This is a genomic window from Microcoleus sp. S13_C5, from assembly GCF_036700845.1.
Taxonomy (GTDB): Bacteria; Cyanobacteriota; Cyanobacteriia; order Cyanobacteriales; family Microcoleaceae; genus Microcoleus.
This window is the reverse complement of sequence record NZ_JAUBPR010000009.1, coordinates 17,899-34,802: the sequence shown is the minus strand read 5'-3', so window position 1 is coordinate 34,802 and position 16,904 is coordinate 17,899. Positions and strand designations below refer to the sequence as shown.

General features: G+C 46.2%; 11 protein-coding genes. 10 read left to right on the top strand and 1 reads right to left on the bottom strand.

What is annotated here, in order from left to right; genetic code table 11:
* The first annotated feature begins 316 nt into the window (after positions 1–316).
* The 3 genes from QUA04_RS04430 to glgP all read left to right on the top strand — a co-directional run bounded on the left by QUA04_RS04430 (position 317) and on the right by glgP (position 6,843).
* Positions 317–3,664: an EAL domain-containing protein gene (locus tag QUA04_RS04430; protein ID WP_333254136.1), complete on the top strand. Its 3,348-nt coding sequence runs from the start codon at positions 317–319 to the stop codon at positions 3,662–3,664.
* 361 nt (positions 3,665–4,025) lie between these two features.
* Entirely contained in the window at positions 4,026–4,202 is a 177-nt protein-coding gene (locus QUA04_RS04425) for a hypothetical protein (RefSeq protein ID WP_333254134.1), read from the top strand.
* 82 nt (positions 4,203–4,284) lie between these two features.
* Positions 4,285–6,843, top strand: coding sequence for an alpha-glucan family phosphorylase (gene glgP / locus QUA04_RS04420; RefSeq protein ID WP_333254132.1), 2,559 nt, complete (start codon positions 4,285–4,287; stop codon positions 6,841–6,843).
* Positions 6,844–7,531: 688 nt separating this feature from the next.
* Here glgP and mnmG read toward each other — a convergent pair.
* Entirely contained in the window at positions 7,532–9,448 is a 1,917-nt protein-coding gene (gene mnmG / locus QUA04_RS04415; RefSeq protein WP_333254130.1) for a tRNA uridine-5-carboxymethylaminomethyl(34) synthesis enzyme MnmG, read from the bottom strand.
* A gap of 92 nt (positions 9,449–9,540) precedes the next feature.
* Here mnmG and QUA04_RS04410 point away from each other — a divergent pair, with 92 nt between their 5' ends.
* The 7 genes from QUA04_RS04410 (at position 9,541) to QUA04_RS04380 (ending at position 16,877) form a co-directional block, all read left to right on the top strand.
* Complete coding sequence (locus QUA04_RS04410) at positions 9,541–10,515, top strand: hypothetical protein (protein WP_333254128.1); 975 nt, start codon at positions 9,541–9,543, stop codon at positions 10,513–10,515.
* A 152-nt stretch (positions 10,516–10,667) separates the two neighbouring features.
* Positions 10,668–10,997 carry a hypothetical protein gene (locus QUA04_RS04405; protein WP_039887994.1) on the top strand — a complete coding sequence of 110 codons (330 nt, stop codon included), beginning with the start codon at positions 10,668–10,670 and terminating at the stop codon, positions 10,995–10,997.
* 198 nt (positions 10,998–11,195) lie between these two features.
* Entirely contained in the window at positions 11,196–12,725 is a 1,530-nt protein-coding gene (gene psbB / locus QUA04_RS04400; protein ID WP_333254126.1) for a photosystem II chlorophyll-binding protein CP47, read from the top strand.
* 143 nt (positions 12,726–12,868) lie between these two features.
* On the top strand, positions 12,869–12,964 hold the full coding sequence (locus QUA04_RS04395; RefSeq protein WP_006635641.1) for a photosystem II reaction center protein T: 96 nt from the start codon (positions 12,869–12,871) through the stop codon (positions 12,962–12,964).
* A gap of 194 nt (positions 12,965–13,158) precedes the next feature.
* Positions 13,159–13,716 carry a transcriptional regulator NrdR gene (nrdR, locus tag QUA04_RS04390; protein WP_333254222.1) on the top strand — a complete coding sequence of 186 codons (558 nt, stop codon included), beginning with the start codon at positions 13,159–13,161 and terminating at the stop codon, positions 13,714–13,716.
* 266 nt (positions 13,717–13,982) lie between these two features.
* Positions 13,983–15,089, top strand: a complete 1,107-nt coding sequence (locus QUA04_RS04385; protein WP_333254124.1) for a 30S ribosomal protein S1 — start codon at positions 13,983–13,985, stop codon at positions 15,087–15,089.
* A 378-nt stretch (positions 15,090–15,467) separates the two neighbouring features.
* On the top strand, positions 15,468–16,877 hold the full coding sequence (locus QUA04_RS04380) for an adenylate/guanylate cyclase domain-containing protein (protein ID WP_333254122.1): 1,410 nt from the start codon (positions 15,468–15,470) through the stop codon (positions 16,875–16,877).
* The last annotated feature ends 27 nt before the right edge of the window (positions 16,878–16,904 follow it).

Sequence of the window (16,904 nt, the reverse complement as noted above, 5' to 3'; positions counted from 1 at the left end):
AAGCTAATTGTTGATTTTTCTAACAAATCCCGGTCGCCTCCTTGCGGAAATTATCTAATTTTAGCGCGCTCCCACCCGGTGTCTAGGCAGAATGGCGGATAATTTGTGGCACAATGGCTGATGACACATTTTAAATTAAGATTAAAATTGTAATTAGTTATAAAGCTCAGTTATTAGCTTGGTAAAATTTAATTTACAAGTCCACATAAATTAAGGTTGGCGGGGTTTTCCTATGGCAGAGCAACTTATGGTAAACTTTTTAACATTTAGGATGACGGGAAAAGGATTTATTTAAAATTATTAGAAACTGGATAATATGAAAATATTTTTTCAATTAATTTTGGGATATTTCGCAATTTATATTTTTGGGGCGGAATGTTGCACTAATCCCAAAATATTACCGACAAGTCTAGGAAATGGACTTGGCACTCGCGCTGTACAAGGAATTTTGGTTGGCTCTCAGAAACATAGCTATTTGCGATCGGCATCTCACCCCTTTACTTCTGCAAGCGCCGCATTATTTTTGGATGAATTATCTCAAATACAACCAGTAAATTTACCGAGCTACAATTATATAGAATCTCAGGAATATCCGAGACAAGAGCCTACTCTTAGGTTAAGAATAATTTCTTATTCTCTGGTTTTTATTTCTTTATTAATCTCATTATTGATCAGGGCGAAGACAGTAAATATCTTATCCAAGACGATGGGGTTAATCAAGCCGAACTCTGAAACAGACAATGACAAGCTACCAAAAGGAGAAAAAGTGTTGTATCCAAAAAAAGAACTGGATATCTGGCATACTATTGCCCAAATGACCCAAGATTTGCAGCAAACTGCCGAATATGCTCTCGATATTTGCGAGGAAATGAACGTCTCGATAATTGCGACCACCCCGGGCGGTCATATCCTGTCGTTAAACCAAGCTACCTGTCAACTTCTGGGATACTCTAAAAAAGAGTTGTTAGGCAAACCAATCGCCGGACTTTTCAAGAAAAGTGAATCACCGCTGCAGGAGTTAGAGTTAGCGAGTTTAACAGCGGAAGGTTCTGTCCGCAACGTCGAAAAAGTCTACCTTTCTAAACAGCGAAAAAAAATAATTGTACTGCTTTCTATTTCAATTATTCGCGACGGTCAAGGCAAGATCAGCGGCAAGTTATATATAGCACAAGATATTACCGATAGAAAGCGGGTTGAAAGAAATTTGCGGCGCAGTGAAAAAAAGTTTCGCCAACTGATAGAAACTGTTAATGCTGTTGCGTTTATCTATCACCGCAGACAGTTCCGCTATGTTAATGCTCAGACAGAAGATCTGACAGGATATACTCGCGAAGAATTACTAGCATTGGATTTATACGACTTAATTCATCGAGATTTTCTAGAAATAGTTAAAAAATGGGGTAAATCCAGCCACGCGCGCTCAACGCTAGGGTCAAAATATGAATTAATAATAGTCACAAAAACAGGAGAAATGCGCTGGATTGAAGCAACTGTAGATATTATAAAATTTGAAAAAAAAGCCTCAATATTAATCACAGCGTTTGACATCAGCGATCGCAAATTAGCAGAGTTAGAACTAGAAACATCTCTTTCGTTGCTTCAAGCAACCATTGAATCTACTGCTGACGGTATTCTGGCGGTTGACAGTGGAGGCACAGTGCTCACCTTTAATCGCAAATTTGCCGAAATGTGGCAGTTGCCGGATTTCCTGCTGGATTCGAGAGATAACAACCAAATTTTGGCATTTGGAATCAACCTCTTAAAATACCCGGAAATATTTCTCAACCGTGCTAAAGAATTGTCCGATCGCCCCGCAGCAGAAAGTTACGATATCATAGAGTTTACAGATGGGAGAATCTTTGAGCGCTACTCGTTGCCCCAGCGCACGGGAGGCAAAATTACTGGTCGAGTATTCAGCTTTCGGGATGTAACGGAATGGGTGCAATCCGAAGAAAAACTACGCAAAAGCGAAGAACGATTTCACCTGCTGACGCGGGCGACAAATGATGCAGTATGGGATTTTGATTTGTTAAAAAATGAGTATTGGTTGAGCACAGAGTTTGAAAAAGTTTTTGGATACAAACTCAACGAAACTCAGACTATAGAAGTAGAATCGTGGTGGCTAAATATTCATCCCGAAGAACGGGAAAGAGTGATGTTAAGCTTCAACGAAACAATGAACTCAGACGCTCAATATTGGTCGGAAGAATACAGCTTTCACCGTGCAGACGGGGGATATATTTTTGTACTCGATCGCGGGTACATCATCCGCAATGAAAGTGGCAAAGCAGTAAGGGCGATCGGCACGATGATGGATATCACTCAGCGCAAGCAAGCTGAAGAAATTATTCGCTATCAAGCTGTTTATGACCAACTCACCGGTTTACCGAACCGGATACTTTTTAACGAGCGACTGCTGGCGTCATTAAGACAAGCTCAAAAAACAAAAAAAATGCTAGCTGTGATGTTTTTAGACTTGGACAGATTCAAAAAGATTAATGATACACTAGGTCACGCTGCGGGCGATCGCCTGTTAGAAGGTTTTGCCGGACGCATCAGCGACACTTTGCGATCGACTGACACGGTTGCCCGCTGGGGAGGCGACGAATTTACCATACTACTTCCCGATATCAATTGCTTAGAAGATGCAGTTAAAACAGCTCAAAGAATACTCAACACTTTAAAGCCAGCATTTAAACTAGAAGGACAACCGTTTCACGTCAGCAGCAGCATCGGCATTGCCCTTTATCCCGATGATGGCGAAGATGCCGAAACTTTAGTCAAAAATGCCGATGTCGCCTTGTATCGCGCTAAAGAAATGGGAAGAAATAACTATCAATTATATACTTCGACAATTAATCCCCAAGGCAGCCAGTTACTAACTATAGAACACAGGCTGCACGAGGCTTTAGAACAGGGAGAATTTGAGGTTTTTTACCAACCCAAAGTCAACATCGCTACTTGGAAAATTCAGGGTATGGAAGCCCTGCTACGCTGGCAACATCCACAATTAGGTTTAGTTACTCCCGCTACATTTATTCCGATCGCCGAAGAGAACGGACTCATTGTACCTATTGGGGAATGGGTGCTGCAAACAGCCTGCACTCAAAACAAAGCTTGGCAGGATGCTTTGCAGCCAGATTTGCGGGTAGCAGTCAACGTTTCGGCTCGGCAGTTCCAGCAATTTAATTTATTAGAAATGGTAGCGAACTGCTTGGAAAAAACTGGTTTAGCACCCAAGTATTTAGAGTTAGAAATTACCGAGACTACAGCCATGCAAGATGTGGATTATACCACAAAAGTTCTGAGGGAGTTGCAGAATATAGGAGTGCAGATTGCGCTGGACGATTTCGGCACGGGTTATTGTTCTCTAAATTATCTCAAAAAGTTTCCCTTGAATATCTTAAAAATAGACAGGTCGTTTGTCAGCGAACTGACGACCGATCCGTGCGAACGGGCGATCGCCAAGGCTGTAGCGACCCTGGGGCGAGATTTGAACTTGAGCGTGGTAGCCGAAGGAGTAGAAACTAAAGAGCAGTTGGAGTGTTTGCGATCGCTCCACTGTCAAGAAATTCAGGGCTACTATTTCAGCCCTGCCCTCTCGGCTGGTGAGGCTAGCAAACTTTTGGTAAATTCTATGTTGAGGAAAGTGCAAATTGCTTAATTAGTCATTAGTCATTAGTTATTAGTCATTCCGGAGCCATCATCCCTCAATTGTAAGTCCGTGAGGTGCGGTTCAAGATTTATCTATGGGTAAAAATAGTGAATCTGCGCGCCTCACCAACTAATAAGTCTCAGGTGCTTCCTGTGTACCCGAAAGTTATATACCAACCCTAAATAATTGGTAAATTTCTTGCTTTCTACCCGCGGGTTCGGGTGGGGTAAAAAAATTACGACTTCTGCAAGGATTGCTATAGTTCTTGACCGCGAATCTTAGCCTCGTGGCTTATTTTCCTGCGCTACACCCCAACATCATCACTGCTAAAGCGCTGCGGCGGGCCTAAGTTGTCGGGCAATTCGTTAAGATGCTTGCCCAAAGCGTGACAAAGCGCTATAAACTTGAGGGATTTTCAGCTCCGAGGCATCAAGTCCTCGCTCCCGCCACCGCAGTTAAAAGCTTAGCTGGGTTAGGGACACGGCACTGCTGTGTCATTGTAGATAGTCCATACAGATGGTCGATCGCGATCGCCCGCGCTGGTTAAAACTTAAAATAGTGTGCAGAATAACGGACTTGTACCTAAAGACAGAGGAAAATATCGCTACCCCAACATAAAGGCTTTGTCTATGCAGCCAATTCGCACTTTTAACGTTTCCCCGTCGCTACCGACAATTCTCGAACCCCTACGCAAGCTTGCCTACAACTTGCACTGGGACTGGAACGTCGATACCAAAGACCTCTTCCGCCGCCTCGATCGAGACCTGTGGGACTCCAGCAATCAAAACCCGGTGCTGATGCTCGGAACCATATCTCAAGAGCGACTGCAAGAAATGGCAGAAGACGAAGGCTTCATTGCCCAAATGAACCGAGCAGCCCAGCAGTTAGACGATTATCTCAAAAATCGCGCCTGGTACCGCAAACAGCGTGGCACCGAACAGCAAGAATGCTACGCTTACTTTTCGATGGAATTCGGCTTAGTTAAAGCCCTACCGATCTATTCGGGCGGTTTGGGCGTACTCGCAGGCGACCACCTCAAATCAGCTAGTGATTTGGGCTTGCCCTTAGTCGGTGTCGGCTTGCTATACCAAGAAGGTTATTTTTCGCAGTATCTCAACGCCGACGGCTGGCAGCAAGAACGCTATCCGCTCAATGATTTCTACAATATGCCGCTGCACCCAGAACGCAATCCCGACGGTTCGGAATTGCGGATTGAGGTGGACTATCCCGGCCGCAAGGTGTATGCCCGGATTTGGCGGGTACAAGTGGGAACGGTTCCTTTGTACCTAATGGATACAAATATTGAACCTAACAGCCGCTACGACCAAGATATTACCGACCAACTGTATGGCGGTGATAAAACTCTGCGGATGCACCAAGAAATCATGCTGGGCATCGGCGGCGTGAAAATGCTCAAGGCATTGGGGCTGACAGTTACGGCTTATCACATGAATGAAGGCCACGCGGCTTTCATGGCTTTGGAACGCATTCGGATGCTGATGGAGGAATATCACCTGAGTTTCGTAGAAGCGGAACAGGTGGTGGTTTCGAGCAGTATGTTTACGACTCACACGCCGGTACCTGCTGGGTTTGACTTGTTCGAGCCGGATATGGTGATGCACTATCTGAGTCACTATCCCAAGATATTTGGCTTGTCGCAAGATGAGTTTTTAGGATTGGGCCGGGAGAATACTGGCGATTTGTCCGCACCTCTGAATATGGCAATTTTGGCTATTAAAATGTCGAGTTTTGTCAATGGGGTGGCGGCTTTGCACGGTGTGGTGTCGCGCCCGATGTTTCAGGGTTTGTGGCCGGGTTTGCCGCAGGAAGAAGTACCGATTACTTCGATTACCAACGGGGTGCACGCTCGCAGTTGTGTGGCGAAGTCTACTCAGGAGTTGTACGATCGATACCTCGGCCCAGATTGGGAAATGACTCGCAAGGACGATCGACTCTGGGATCGGATGTCATCGATTCCTGATGAGGAATTGTGGCGCAATCACGAACGCTGTCGATCGGAGTTGGTGGTGTTCGCACGGGAGTGGCTGCAAAAGACTTTGCGTGAGCGCGGTGCGGCCCAAACGGAAATCGAACACGCGCGGGAGGCTCTCAATCCGAAGGTGCTGACGATCGGATTTGCGCGTCGTTTTGCTACTTACAAGCGGGCTACGCTGTTTTTGCGCGATGTCGATCGAATCATGCGGATCATGCGGGATCAAAATCGCCCGGTGCAGTTTGTGATTGCTGGGAAGGCTCACCCGATGGATATTCCGGGTAAGGAATTGATTCGAGATATCGTTCACTTCATCCGCGAGCACGAGACGATGAGCTCGATGGTGTTTTTACCGAACTACGACATTAACGTTGCTCGGATGATGGTTTCTGGCTGCGATGTGTGGCTGAATACGCCACGCCGCCCGCGTGAGGCTTCGGGTACTTCGGGGATGAAAGCTTCGATGAATGGTTTGCCGAATCTGAGCATCCTCGACGGATGGTGGGATGAGGCTGATTATGTTCGTACCGGTTGGCCGATCGGACATGGCGAGTTTTACGAAGATACTAAGTATCAGGATGAGGTAGAGGCGAATGCTTTGTACGACTTGATGGAAAAAGAAGTTGTACCCCTGTTTTACAACCGGGATGCTGATGGCATTCCCCGTGGTTGGACGGCGAAAATGAAGGATTCGATTCGCTTGAACTGTCCTTTCTTCAATACTGCTCGGATGGTGAAAGATTACGCGCGGCGGGCTTATTTCCCTGTGAGCGATCGATTCTTCACGATGACTTCGGATAATTGCGCTCCGGCGAAGGAGTTGTCTCACTGGAAGAAGCACGTTCTCGCGAAGTGGAAGGATATTAAGATTGAGGCTGTTGATATTTCCCAGGATAAGGAAGTTAAGGTCAATCAGTCGATCGCTGTTAAATCTCGGATTAATCTGATGGGATTGACGCCTGCGGATGTGCAAGTCGAACTTTATCAAGGTTCGGTTGATGCTAACGGAAATATTGTCGGCGGCGTGCCGGTGGTGATGGAGTATTTGGGAGAAGATTCTCAAAATGCTAGCCTTTATACGGCTGACATTACTTATACTTCTAGTGGTTTGCAAGGTTTGTCGTTGCGCGTTTTGCCGAAGCACGATAATCTCAGCAGTCCTTATGAAGCTGGCGTGATTCTCTGGGCACATTAAAGGAAGTTCGGCAACGGATTCGCTTTCTTCGGATGTAACGGATGTAACGGATGTAACGGATGTAACGGATGTCAGGAAGAGGGAATCAGGAATCAGGAAGATTTTACCTATTCTCCCCCTCTCCCACTCTCCCACTCCCTCTCTCCTTATCTTCCTTGGGGAATGATTATTTAGCCGATTGTGCGATCGCCCCCTACTAAATTCCGCTCTATTCCCAGTACCACCAGTGAGTCCGTAGATAAGCGTATAGCAAGGCATCTCGCTGTTTTTTTAAGGCTTTGAGGGCGGCAACACTGGTGGGGATTTTGGGGAGGTTTGAACCACCGATGAACGCTAATTCTTATGCGGAATATTTGCCAAATTCAGAGTGGGTTCGAGGATTTATAAATATCTACAATATACTGGCAGAGTTTCATCAATTATAGTTGACATTCTGCCAGTTTTCATTGTTAGTGGCGTTGCTGAATCACAGGTATAAATTCCCGATTTGGGGATTATTATAACCCAAGTATTGTGAGTTTTGTAACTTCCGATAAAAGTTGATTCATACCGTGAATCAGCAACGCCCAGAATCTATATCCTTCAATATGAAAGCCGCCGAACAAAATAGTGGTGCCAAAATAGTCACACTTTTTCATACTGCTATTCCATAAAATTGAAGGAACCTTTGAGACACCTCTAGTTTAGCTTATTTACCCACAGCCGCTGGCTGCTGACGGTTTCGCACTTCCAGAAAAATCAACAAAGCATTAACATCAGCCGGATTTACCCCACCAATTCTGGCAGCTTGGCCAATAGTCAGCGGTTTTACCTTAGCCAACTTTTCCCGCGATTCTTTGGAGAGAGTTGTAATTGCCATGTAATCCAAATCCGCAGGCAATTGTCGGCGTTCGTGTTTGGCAATGTCATCGATTTGATTTTGCTGTCTTTGCAGATAGCCGGAATATTTGATATCAATTTCTGCACCATCTTTCTCAGCCAACTTCAGACTAGAATTGCCTAAATTGTAGCGTTCCAAATCCACATAATGAAAACCAGGACGACGCAACAAATCAGCAAGAGTAATTGAACCTTTAATCGCTTGTTGAGTGTCTGCAAAAATTGCCTTACCTACTTCCTCGTGCTCTTTCACCCGCGTCGAGTACAAGCGTTCCTTCTCTGCCACAATATTAGCTTGTTTGCGATCGAACAACTCCCAGCGGCGATCGTCAATCAAACCAATTTCCCGTCCCAGCGGCGTCAAGCGTTGATCCGCATTGTCCGATCGCAATAATAGCCGATATTCCGATCGCGAAGTCAACATCCGGTAAGGTTCCCGCAAATCCTTCGTACACAAATCATCGATCAAAGTGCCGATATAACTTTGCTCGCGAGGAAAGACAATCATCTCCTGATTTTTCGCAAACCTGGCCGCATTAATCCCCGCCACAATCCCCTGTGCAGCCGCCTCCTCATATCCAGTTGTACCGTTAACCTGACCCGCGCAAAATAGCCCTTCAATCTTCTTAGTCATCAGGGTCGGATAACACTGAGTGGCCGGCAAATAATCATACTCCACAGCATAAGCAGGGCGCATCATCTCGCACTTTTCCAAACCCGGAAGAGTCCGCAGCATTTGCAATTGCAAATTTTCCGGTAAACCAGTAGAAAATCCTTGGATATAAAGTTCAGGAATATCTCTACCTTCCGGTTCAATAAAAATCTGGTGACTTTCCTTATCTGCAAACCGCACAATCTTATCTTCAATACTCGGACAATAGCGCGGCCCCTTCGCATCAACCCAGCCGCCGTAGACTGGAGAAAGGTGCAAATTGTCTCTAATTAACTGATGAGTAGCTGGCGTAGTTCTAGTCAAATAACAAGGCATTTGTTCCCGTTCGATCCAAACTTCTGGATCGAAACTAAACCAGCGAACCTCTGCATCTCCAGGCTGCGGTTCCAGGTGGGTGTAATCGAGAGTACGTTTGTCAACTCTTGCCGGAGTTCCTGTTTTTAACCGGCCCGTTTCAAAGCCCAAACGATTGAGAGTTTCCGTCAAACCAACGGCCGCAAATTCTCCCGCACGTCCGGCGGGCATCGACTTATTGCCCACCCAAATCGTGCCACCTAAAAAAGTACCTGTGGTGAGAATTACTGCTTTGCATTCAAAGGCGACGCCGAAGTATGTTTCTACTCCGATAACTTCTTCGTTTTTGCCCAAAACTAAATCTGTTACCATCGCTTCGCGGATGGTCAAATTGGGTTGATTTTCGACAATATTATTCATCACAGCGGCGTATTCCCGCTTGTCAGTTTGAGCTCGCAGCGCCCACACTGCGGGGCCTCTCGAAGCGTTGAGGACACGCTTTTGTAAGTAGGTGCGATCGGCCATTTTGCCAATTTCCCCGCCTAACGCATCAACTTCGTTAGTGAGTTGGGTTTTAGCCGGGCCGCCGACCGCCGGATTGCAAGGTTGCCACGCAATTTTGTCGAGGTTGAGGGTGAGGAGAAGGGTGCGACATCCGAGGCGAGAAGTGGCGAGGGCGGCTTCACAGCCGGAGTGTCCGCCACCTACTACGATGATGTCGAAACTGTCTTGGAATTGTACGGGCGAAGTCGGGGTCATGGTTTATACTGAGTTGCACGGACTCATATTTGACATATTAGCAGTTATAGTGATAGTTGTGGCATTCCGTTAACTTTCACACCGACATTTTTATGGTTGGCATGGCTCGTTTTGGTTGGATAGTAGATGACGAACCCACAGACATATACTTTTTTGGTTGTAAAAATGGTGAGTGGGTAGATTGGCATGATGAAGATGATGAAGATGATTGCTCCCGCTACGAACACTACTTCTCTAGCGGTATTGAGTTTGAATATCTAGGTCACAAAATTATCTTGACCGCAGAGGAGATAAATAATGACTGGGAACCTGAGGATGCTGCTGAGTTGGTTCAAGCTCTCAATCTCCCCTGCGAACTGCCCGATGCTCTCACAAAAGAAGTGATTTATGAGAGATTAGAAGGTTGTTACTGGAGCGTAGATGGAGAAGAGCAAAAGATAGATATAGTATGGTCTCAAGTGACAAATGTCAAGTGGGCGAATTTAGAAGCAGAGGAAAAATGTAAATTTATCAACACAAGCGATCGAAACAGTGAAAATATACAGCCATGTGAATTCTGCTATCGCCCCCGGGAATATGATTATTATACGTATGAGTGGAACTTCTCTAGCGGTATTGAGTTTGAATATCTAGGTCACAAAATTATCTTGACCGCAGAGGAGATAAATAATGACTGGGAACCCGAGGATGCTGCTGAGTTGGTTCAAGCTCTCAATCTCCCCTGCGAACTGCCCGATGCTCTCAAAAAAGAATTGATTGATGACAGATTAAAAGGTTGTTATTGGAGTGTGGATGGAGAAGACCAAAAGATAGATATAGTAGGGTCTCAAGTGACAAAAGCCAAGTGGGTAAATCTACAGAAACCGCAGTGTAAATTTAAAGCGAGCGGTCAGTTTTTTGAAGAAGAAAATGAAGATGATGAACAAAGATATTATTACATTTTTAACAGAGGCATCGCTTTTACATATCTCGATCGCCGAATAATCATGTCACCCAATGACTTAAAATCTTTGCATATTAGTGCAGTTTCCATGTTGCTGGAAGTCCTAAATCTAGACGAAGATTGAGTCGCTATGTATGCGATTTCGATTGAAATGAGGGTAAAATAGCGTTGTTACAGCTCTTCCTTAGCGTCCTTCGCGTCTTCGCGGTTCAATAATTCCGTACTATTGCAGTTTTGCGCTATGTTAGACAAAAAAATCTCAACAAGCGTACACAAGTGAAATACTTCTTCTTATCCGACGGCTGGAAAGTTGGGCGCGTTTGGGGCGTCGGCGGCGAGTGGAGTCACGCCGCCTGGAGGCGGGCGCCGGACATCCAACAGCTCAACCTCTGTCTTTCCGATCGCAACGAAAAAATGTGGCTCTACCGCGTAGAAGACGCCGTACTCATGGTAGAAGTCCAACCAGCAGTCCGTCCCGATCCTGCCGATCCCGCCAAAAATATCGGCAACGTCACCCTCACCAGACTGATCGATGCCGAGCAAGTCCTCGAACGCCTCGGGACGATCGCCGCCCGCTGCGAAATGGGCAACCCGCAACTAATGTAATGCTCAACATATTGCAATCGGTTCTAACACTCGATACACTTCTTTAAATAACTTTCATTTTTATGCCTCCACCTTTGAAGGTAGATGGCAGTCGGCAAAAGGCAGAGTTTAAACCCTGCAGGTAACTGCTGGGGATTCAGAATCTGATTTTTCCGTAAAAATAGACATCATCACTTACACCTTGGAGAACCGCAGTCAATGGGACTACCCTGGTATCGCGTACACACAGTCGTCTTAAATGACCCAGGCCGATTGATTTCTGTACACTTAATGCACACTGCCCTCGTGGCAGGTTGGGCCGGCTCAATGGCCCTTTATGAACTAGCAGTTTTTGACCCCACAGACCCAGTTCTGAACCCAATGTGGCGTCAAGGGATGTTCGTGTTGCCCTTCATGACTCGCTTGGGAGTTACGGGTTCTTGGGGCGGTTGGAGCATCACCGGCGAAGGTAACGTCGATCCGGGCTTCTGGTCCTTTGAAGGCGTCGCTGTTGCTCACATCGTCCTCTCGGGCCTGCTGTTCTTAGCAGCAGTTTGGCACTGGGTATTTTGGGACTTAGAACTTTTCAGAGACCCTCGCACCGGCGAACCAGCCCTCGACTTGCCAAAAATGTTTGGCATTCACCTGTTCCTCTCCGGCTTGCTCTGCTTCGGCTTCGGCGCATTTCACCTTTCGGGACTTTTTGGCCCGGGAATGTGGGTGTCCGACCCCTACGGCCTGACCGGTCACGTCCAGCCAGTGGCACCTGCTTGGGGCCCTGAAGGCTTTGACCCGTATAATCCGGGCGGCATCGTGGCTCACCACATTGCAGCGGGCGTAGTCGGCGTAATTGCCGGTTTGTTTCACTTGACAGTGCGGCCGCCGGAACGTCTTTACAAAGCCCTGCGGATGGGGAATATCGAAACTGTACTTTCTAGCAGTATCGCTGCCGTATTCTTCGCAGCCTTTGTGGTTGCGGGTACGATGTGGTACGGTTCTGCTGCGACTCCGATCGAACTTTTTGGCCCGACTCGCTATCAGTGGGACAGTGGCTATTTCCAACAAGAAATCGATCGCAGAGCTCAAGCTACCTTGGCCGGTGGCCAGGGCTTCCAAGAAGCTTACGAACAAATTCCCGAAAAATTGGCTTTCTACGACTACGTGGGCAACTCTCCTGCTAAAGGCGGTTTGTTCCGGGCCGGCGCGATGGTCAATGGCGACGGTATTGCTAAATCTTGGCTGGGCCATCCAGTATTTACTGACAGCGAAGGTCGGGTATTGTCGGTTCGCCGCCTCCCCAACTTCTTTGAAACTTTCCCAGTCATTTTGACGGACAAAGATGGGGTCGTTCGCGCTGATATTCCCTTCCGCCGTGCTGAATCAAAATACAGCTTTGAACAAAGCGGAGTTACCGTCAGCTTCTACGGCGGCGAACTTAACGGTCAAACCTTTAATAATCCTCTAGATGTTAAGAAGTTTGCTCGCGCTGCTCAAAAAGGTGAAGTGTTTGAATTCGATCGCGAAACATTGAATTCGGACGGGGTTTTCCGCACTTCGACTCGCGGTTGGTTCACTTTTGGACACGTTTGCTTTGCTTTGCTATTCTTCTTCGGCCATATCTGGCACGGTTCTCGGACTATTTTCCGCGACGTGTTTGCTGGAGTTGAGGCTGACCTGGAAGAACAAGTCGAGTGGGGCCTGTTCCAAAAGGTGGGCGACGTGACAACAAGAAGAGAAGAATCTCTCTAAATTTCGCCAGCCTCTGGGTAGGGGGGAGACTTCCCCGCTGCACAAAAACCCGGTTTCTTCAAGAAACCGGGTTTTTTTAGTTAATAATAAAACCAACAATTAAGATAAAATAATACGGCAAGGGAAGATAGGGAAAATTTAACATGGAAAGTGTTGCTTACATTTTGATTCTGGCTTTAGCCATAGGCGTACTATTTTTTGCGATCGCCTTTCGGGAACCTCCCCGGATTGGCAAATAATTAGCTATACGCCTCCAGCAAGTCCAAAATATCTTGAACCGGACTGCGGTTAGCCCGCATCATAGTGATCTAATTTGGTGCGGGACTATTTCTCCGCTGTGTGCTAAGTGATTTTTCTAGTCCAGCCATTCATCAGACCCCAGGCGGTTAGATGAATGGCAATTTGCTGGCAATGCCTGTTAAAATCAGCAATCATGCGCTGTTCCTCCTGCCAACACACAAATAGCCGCGTTCTAGAATCGCGTTCAGCCGAGTCAGGTCAAAGCATCCGTCGGCGGCGCGAGTGTTTGAGCTGCCAGCACCGCTTCACAACTTACGAACGCATAGAATTTGTGCCGATTACGGTGATCAAGCGGGACGGCAAGCGCGAATCTTTTGACAGGTCAAAATTAGTCAGGGGATTGATTCGGGCCTGCGAAAAAACAGGTTTGTCTTCCGGGCATCTCGAAACTCTGGCCGAAGAAATTGAGGCCCAACTCCAAGGTCGATCGCTCCGAGAAATCGCCAGTTCAGAAATAGGGGAACTGGTGCTGTTGCACCTGCGACCGCTCAGCGAAGTCGCTTATGTCCGTTTTGCCTCGGTATATCGGCAATTTCGAGGTATCCGAGATTTTGTAGATACCCTAAATCACCTTCAGAATCCCCTCAACGAAGCTGAAGATACAGAAACTACACCGAATTTTGACGCAGATTTGCCGGATTCGGAATCAGTCGATCGAGAAAGCCCAGCGTCCTGCGCTACTCCCAGCTAAGCTCGCTTAAATTAATTTTAAACCAGTATGCGGGTAAGTTATAATAGTCTACTTGACTCGGAATGTTAAGATTCAACGTTTTAACACAGAGTATGGAGTAACAGTAATGGCAAGCGCTGGTGTGCAGTTGCACCTGGCAAAAGTTAGCAACAACTGACTTTAGTAAAAGATTTTGAAAAAAGTTAATCGCTTTTTAACCAAAATCTCTAATATCTGCCGGCACAAACGAAAAACATGAAGGAGAGAAATCCTAGGAAACTATTCGCATGGTCAATCTCAAAACCACAGTCAAAGACATCGGCTTTACTCACGAAGATTTTGCAGCCCTACTTGATAAATATGACTATCACTTTAGCCCGGGCGATGTAGTAGCGGGTACAGTTTTTAGTATAGAACCGAGGGGCGCTCTGATTGATATCGGTGCTAAAACAGCAGCGTACATTCCCATTCAGGAAATGTCCATCAATCGAGTGGAAAGCCCTGAAGAGGTATTGCAATCAAACGAAACCAGAGAATTTTTCATTCTAACCGATGAAAATGAAGACGGACAATTAACCCTGTCCATCCGGCGCATCGAATATATGCGGGCGTGGGAAAGAGTGCGACAACTGCAAGCAGAAGATGCCACAGTACGATCGCAAGTATTTGCCACCAACCGCGGCGGCGCACTCGTGAGAATAGAAGGCTTGCGAGGCTTTATTCCCGGTTCTCATATAAGTACCCGCAAACCGAAGGAAGAATTAGTCGCCGAAGAATTACCATTAAAATTCTTAGAGGTAGACGAAGACCGCAACCGCCTAGTGTTGAGTCATCGTCGCGCCTTAGTTGAGCGCAAGATGAACCGCCTCGAAGTCGGGGAAGTCGTCATCGGTACAGTACGCGGTATCAAGCCTTACGGTGCCTTTATCGACATCGGCGGCGTCAGCGGCTTGCTGCACATCTCGGAAATTTCGCACGATCACATCGATACGCCTCATAGCGTCTTCAATGTCAACGACGAAGTGAAAGTGATGATCATTGACTTGGATGCCGAGAGGGGCCGGATTTCTCTCTCCACCAAGCAGTTGGAACCGGAACCGGGCGCGATGGTCAAAAATCGCGAATTGGTATACGAAAAAGCTGAGGAAATGGCAGCTAAGTTCCGCGAGAAAATGCTCGCTCAAAAGCAAGCTAAAGCAGGCATAGACATTCCTGTAGACTCGATCGATGCTGATGATGAGCTCTCCGACGAAATACTCGAAGATGTACCCTCAGCAATGGAAGAGGATCTGCCGGAAGTAGCACCTGAAGCAGCACCTGAAGCAGCACCTGAAGCAGCACCCGAAGCAGTATTAGATGTAGAGGAAGAAATCCCTCCTGCGACGGAAGAATAACATCGCAGTTAGTGCAATTAAAAGAGGGAAAATTCCCTCTTTTTTTTTGAGTTAGTTATTAGTCATTAGTCGCTTCTCGGTGGTTGACAATTGCCAATTCCCAATTGCCAATTCCCCATTCTTAATTACCCAGATTTAAGATATTTCTGTAGACGGATGCAGCGATCGCACTTTGAATTAAAAAAAGTGACAGCGCGATCAATCTGCCTAAATAGGCATCGCCTTCCTGGTGCTAATTTGTTAAGATTTATAAAGATCAGAGACATCGGCACAGGTGCAAGCTCATCAGAATTCTCACTGCAGAACCAACCAGACGAGCAAATTATACAACAAAATTCTTATAAATTTCTTGCCCTGACGGTCAAAGGCAAGTGGATTATGAACATCGAACTATTAAAAGAAAAATTAGAACAGCTAAAAAAACGTCCCAATTGTAGCAAAGGAACGATCGACCAAATCGAAAACTGGTTAACCGGTTCCCACATTTTGCAAAGATTGAGAATTAATCCTTACTACGTAGCAGGCGATACAGTCAAGAATGTTAAAAAAATTACTTCCGAATTTCTGCACGGAGTGATAGCCGGTGCCTTCGACTTGCACTGGGATATTCACTGCCCCCACTGCAACATGATTACAGAAGAATTTAAGGATTTGGCAGACACATCAGAAATGTCTTTTTGCCCGATGTGCGAGCGCGAGTTTAAAATTGATTTGCTCGATCGTGTCGAAGTTACTTTTTCCCTAAACAAAGAAATCGAAGACCCGCAACTGCGGCCCGTCTGCGCTCCCCCTCCCGTACTCCAGAGCAAACTGCAACTGGTAACGCCTTTATACTGCACCGAATCCGAGACTGTCACCTTAGAAAAAGGTAGATACCGCTACTGCTGTCCCCTGACTTTAGCTAAAGGGATTTTAAAGGTTGAAGGCCCAGAAACAGAAGAGATACAAGAAATTAAACTCCAGCAGTTAGCCGGCCCAGATTTCGATAAAAAAGAGCTTGCCGTGCGTCCGGGAAAAGTCAAGATAGAATTAACTAATGCCGAACACAATTTGTCGGGGCTGATTTTGCATTCAGATGAATTGCCCGATGAATTGACAGTAGAACAACTGCCCCTGCGGCTATCAGGAATGCAACTGCTTCATCACCCGGATTATAAGCGTTTGTTCGGCGATCAAGTAATATCGGAAAGAGAGCGAGTCAAGATTCGGGCGATTACTATTATGTTTACTGATATTACTGGTTCTACCAGAATGTACGAAACACTGGGAGATACCAAAGCTTACAATATTGTGCGCGATCATTTTGAAATTTTCTTTGACTCGATCGAGAAATTTGGCGGAAAAGTAATTAAAACCATCGGCGATGCTGTCATGGCTTCCTTTATCAGCAACGAACAAGCAATTATGGCTGTCGCTGGTGCTGTAGGCTGTTTGAGAGAGTATAACTCCACTCGCCAACCACAAGAGTGGATTCAAGTCAGGATTGGCATTCACCGAGGTACGGCTTTGCTGGTAAATCTTAATAATTCGATCGACTATTTTGGCTCTACAGTCAACAAAGCCGCCCGCATTCAAAATCTTTCTAAAAGTGACGAAGTTTCTTTTTCCGAAGATGTTTACAGCGACGAAGCATTTTTAACAGCATTAAAAGCTGCTGGAGTGTCCGAAATTCACAAACGAGTAGAAGATTTAAAAGGAATACAAGGCGCACAAGTCGCTTATACTGCTAGAATTAATATGGAATCAGTAATCCCGCTGTCTGCTACACTTGTCGCTGAAAAAAGCTAAGTACAAAAGCAGATATACTACTTGGTT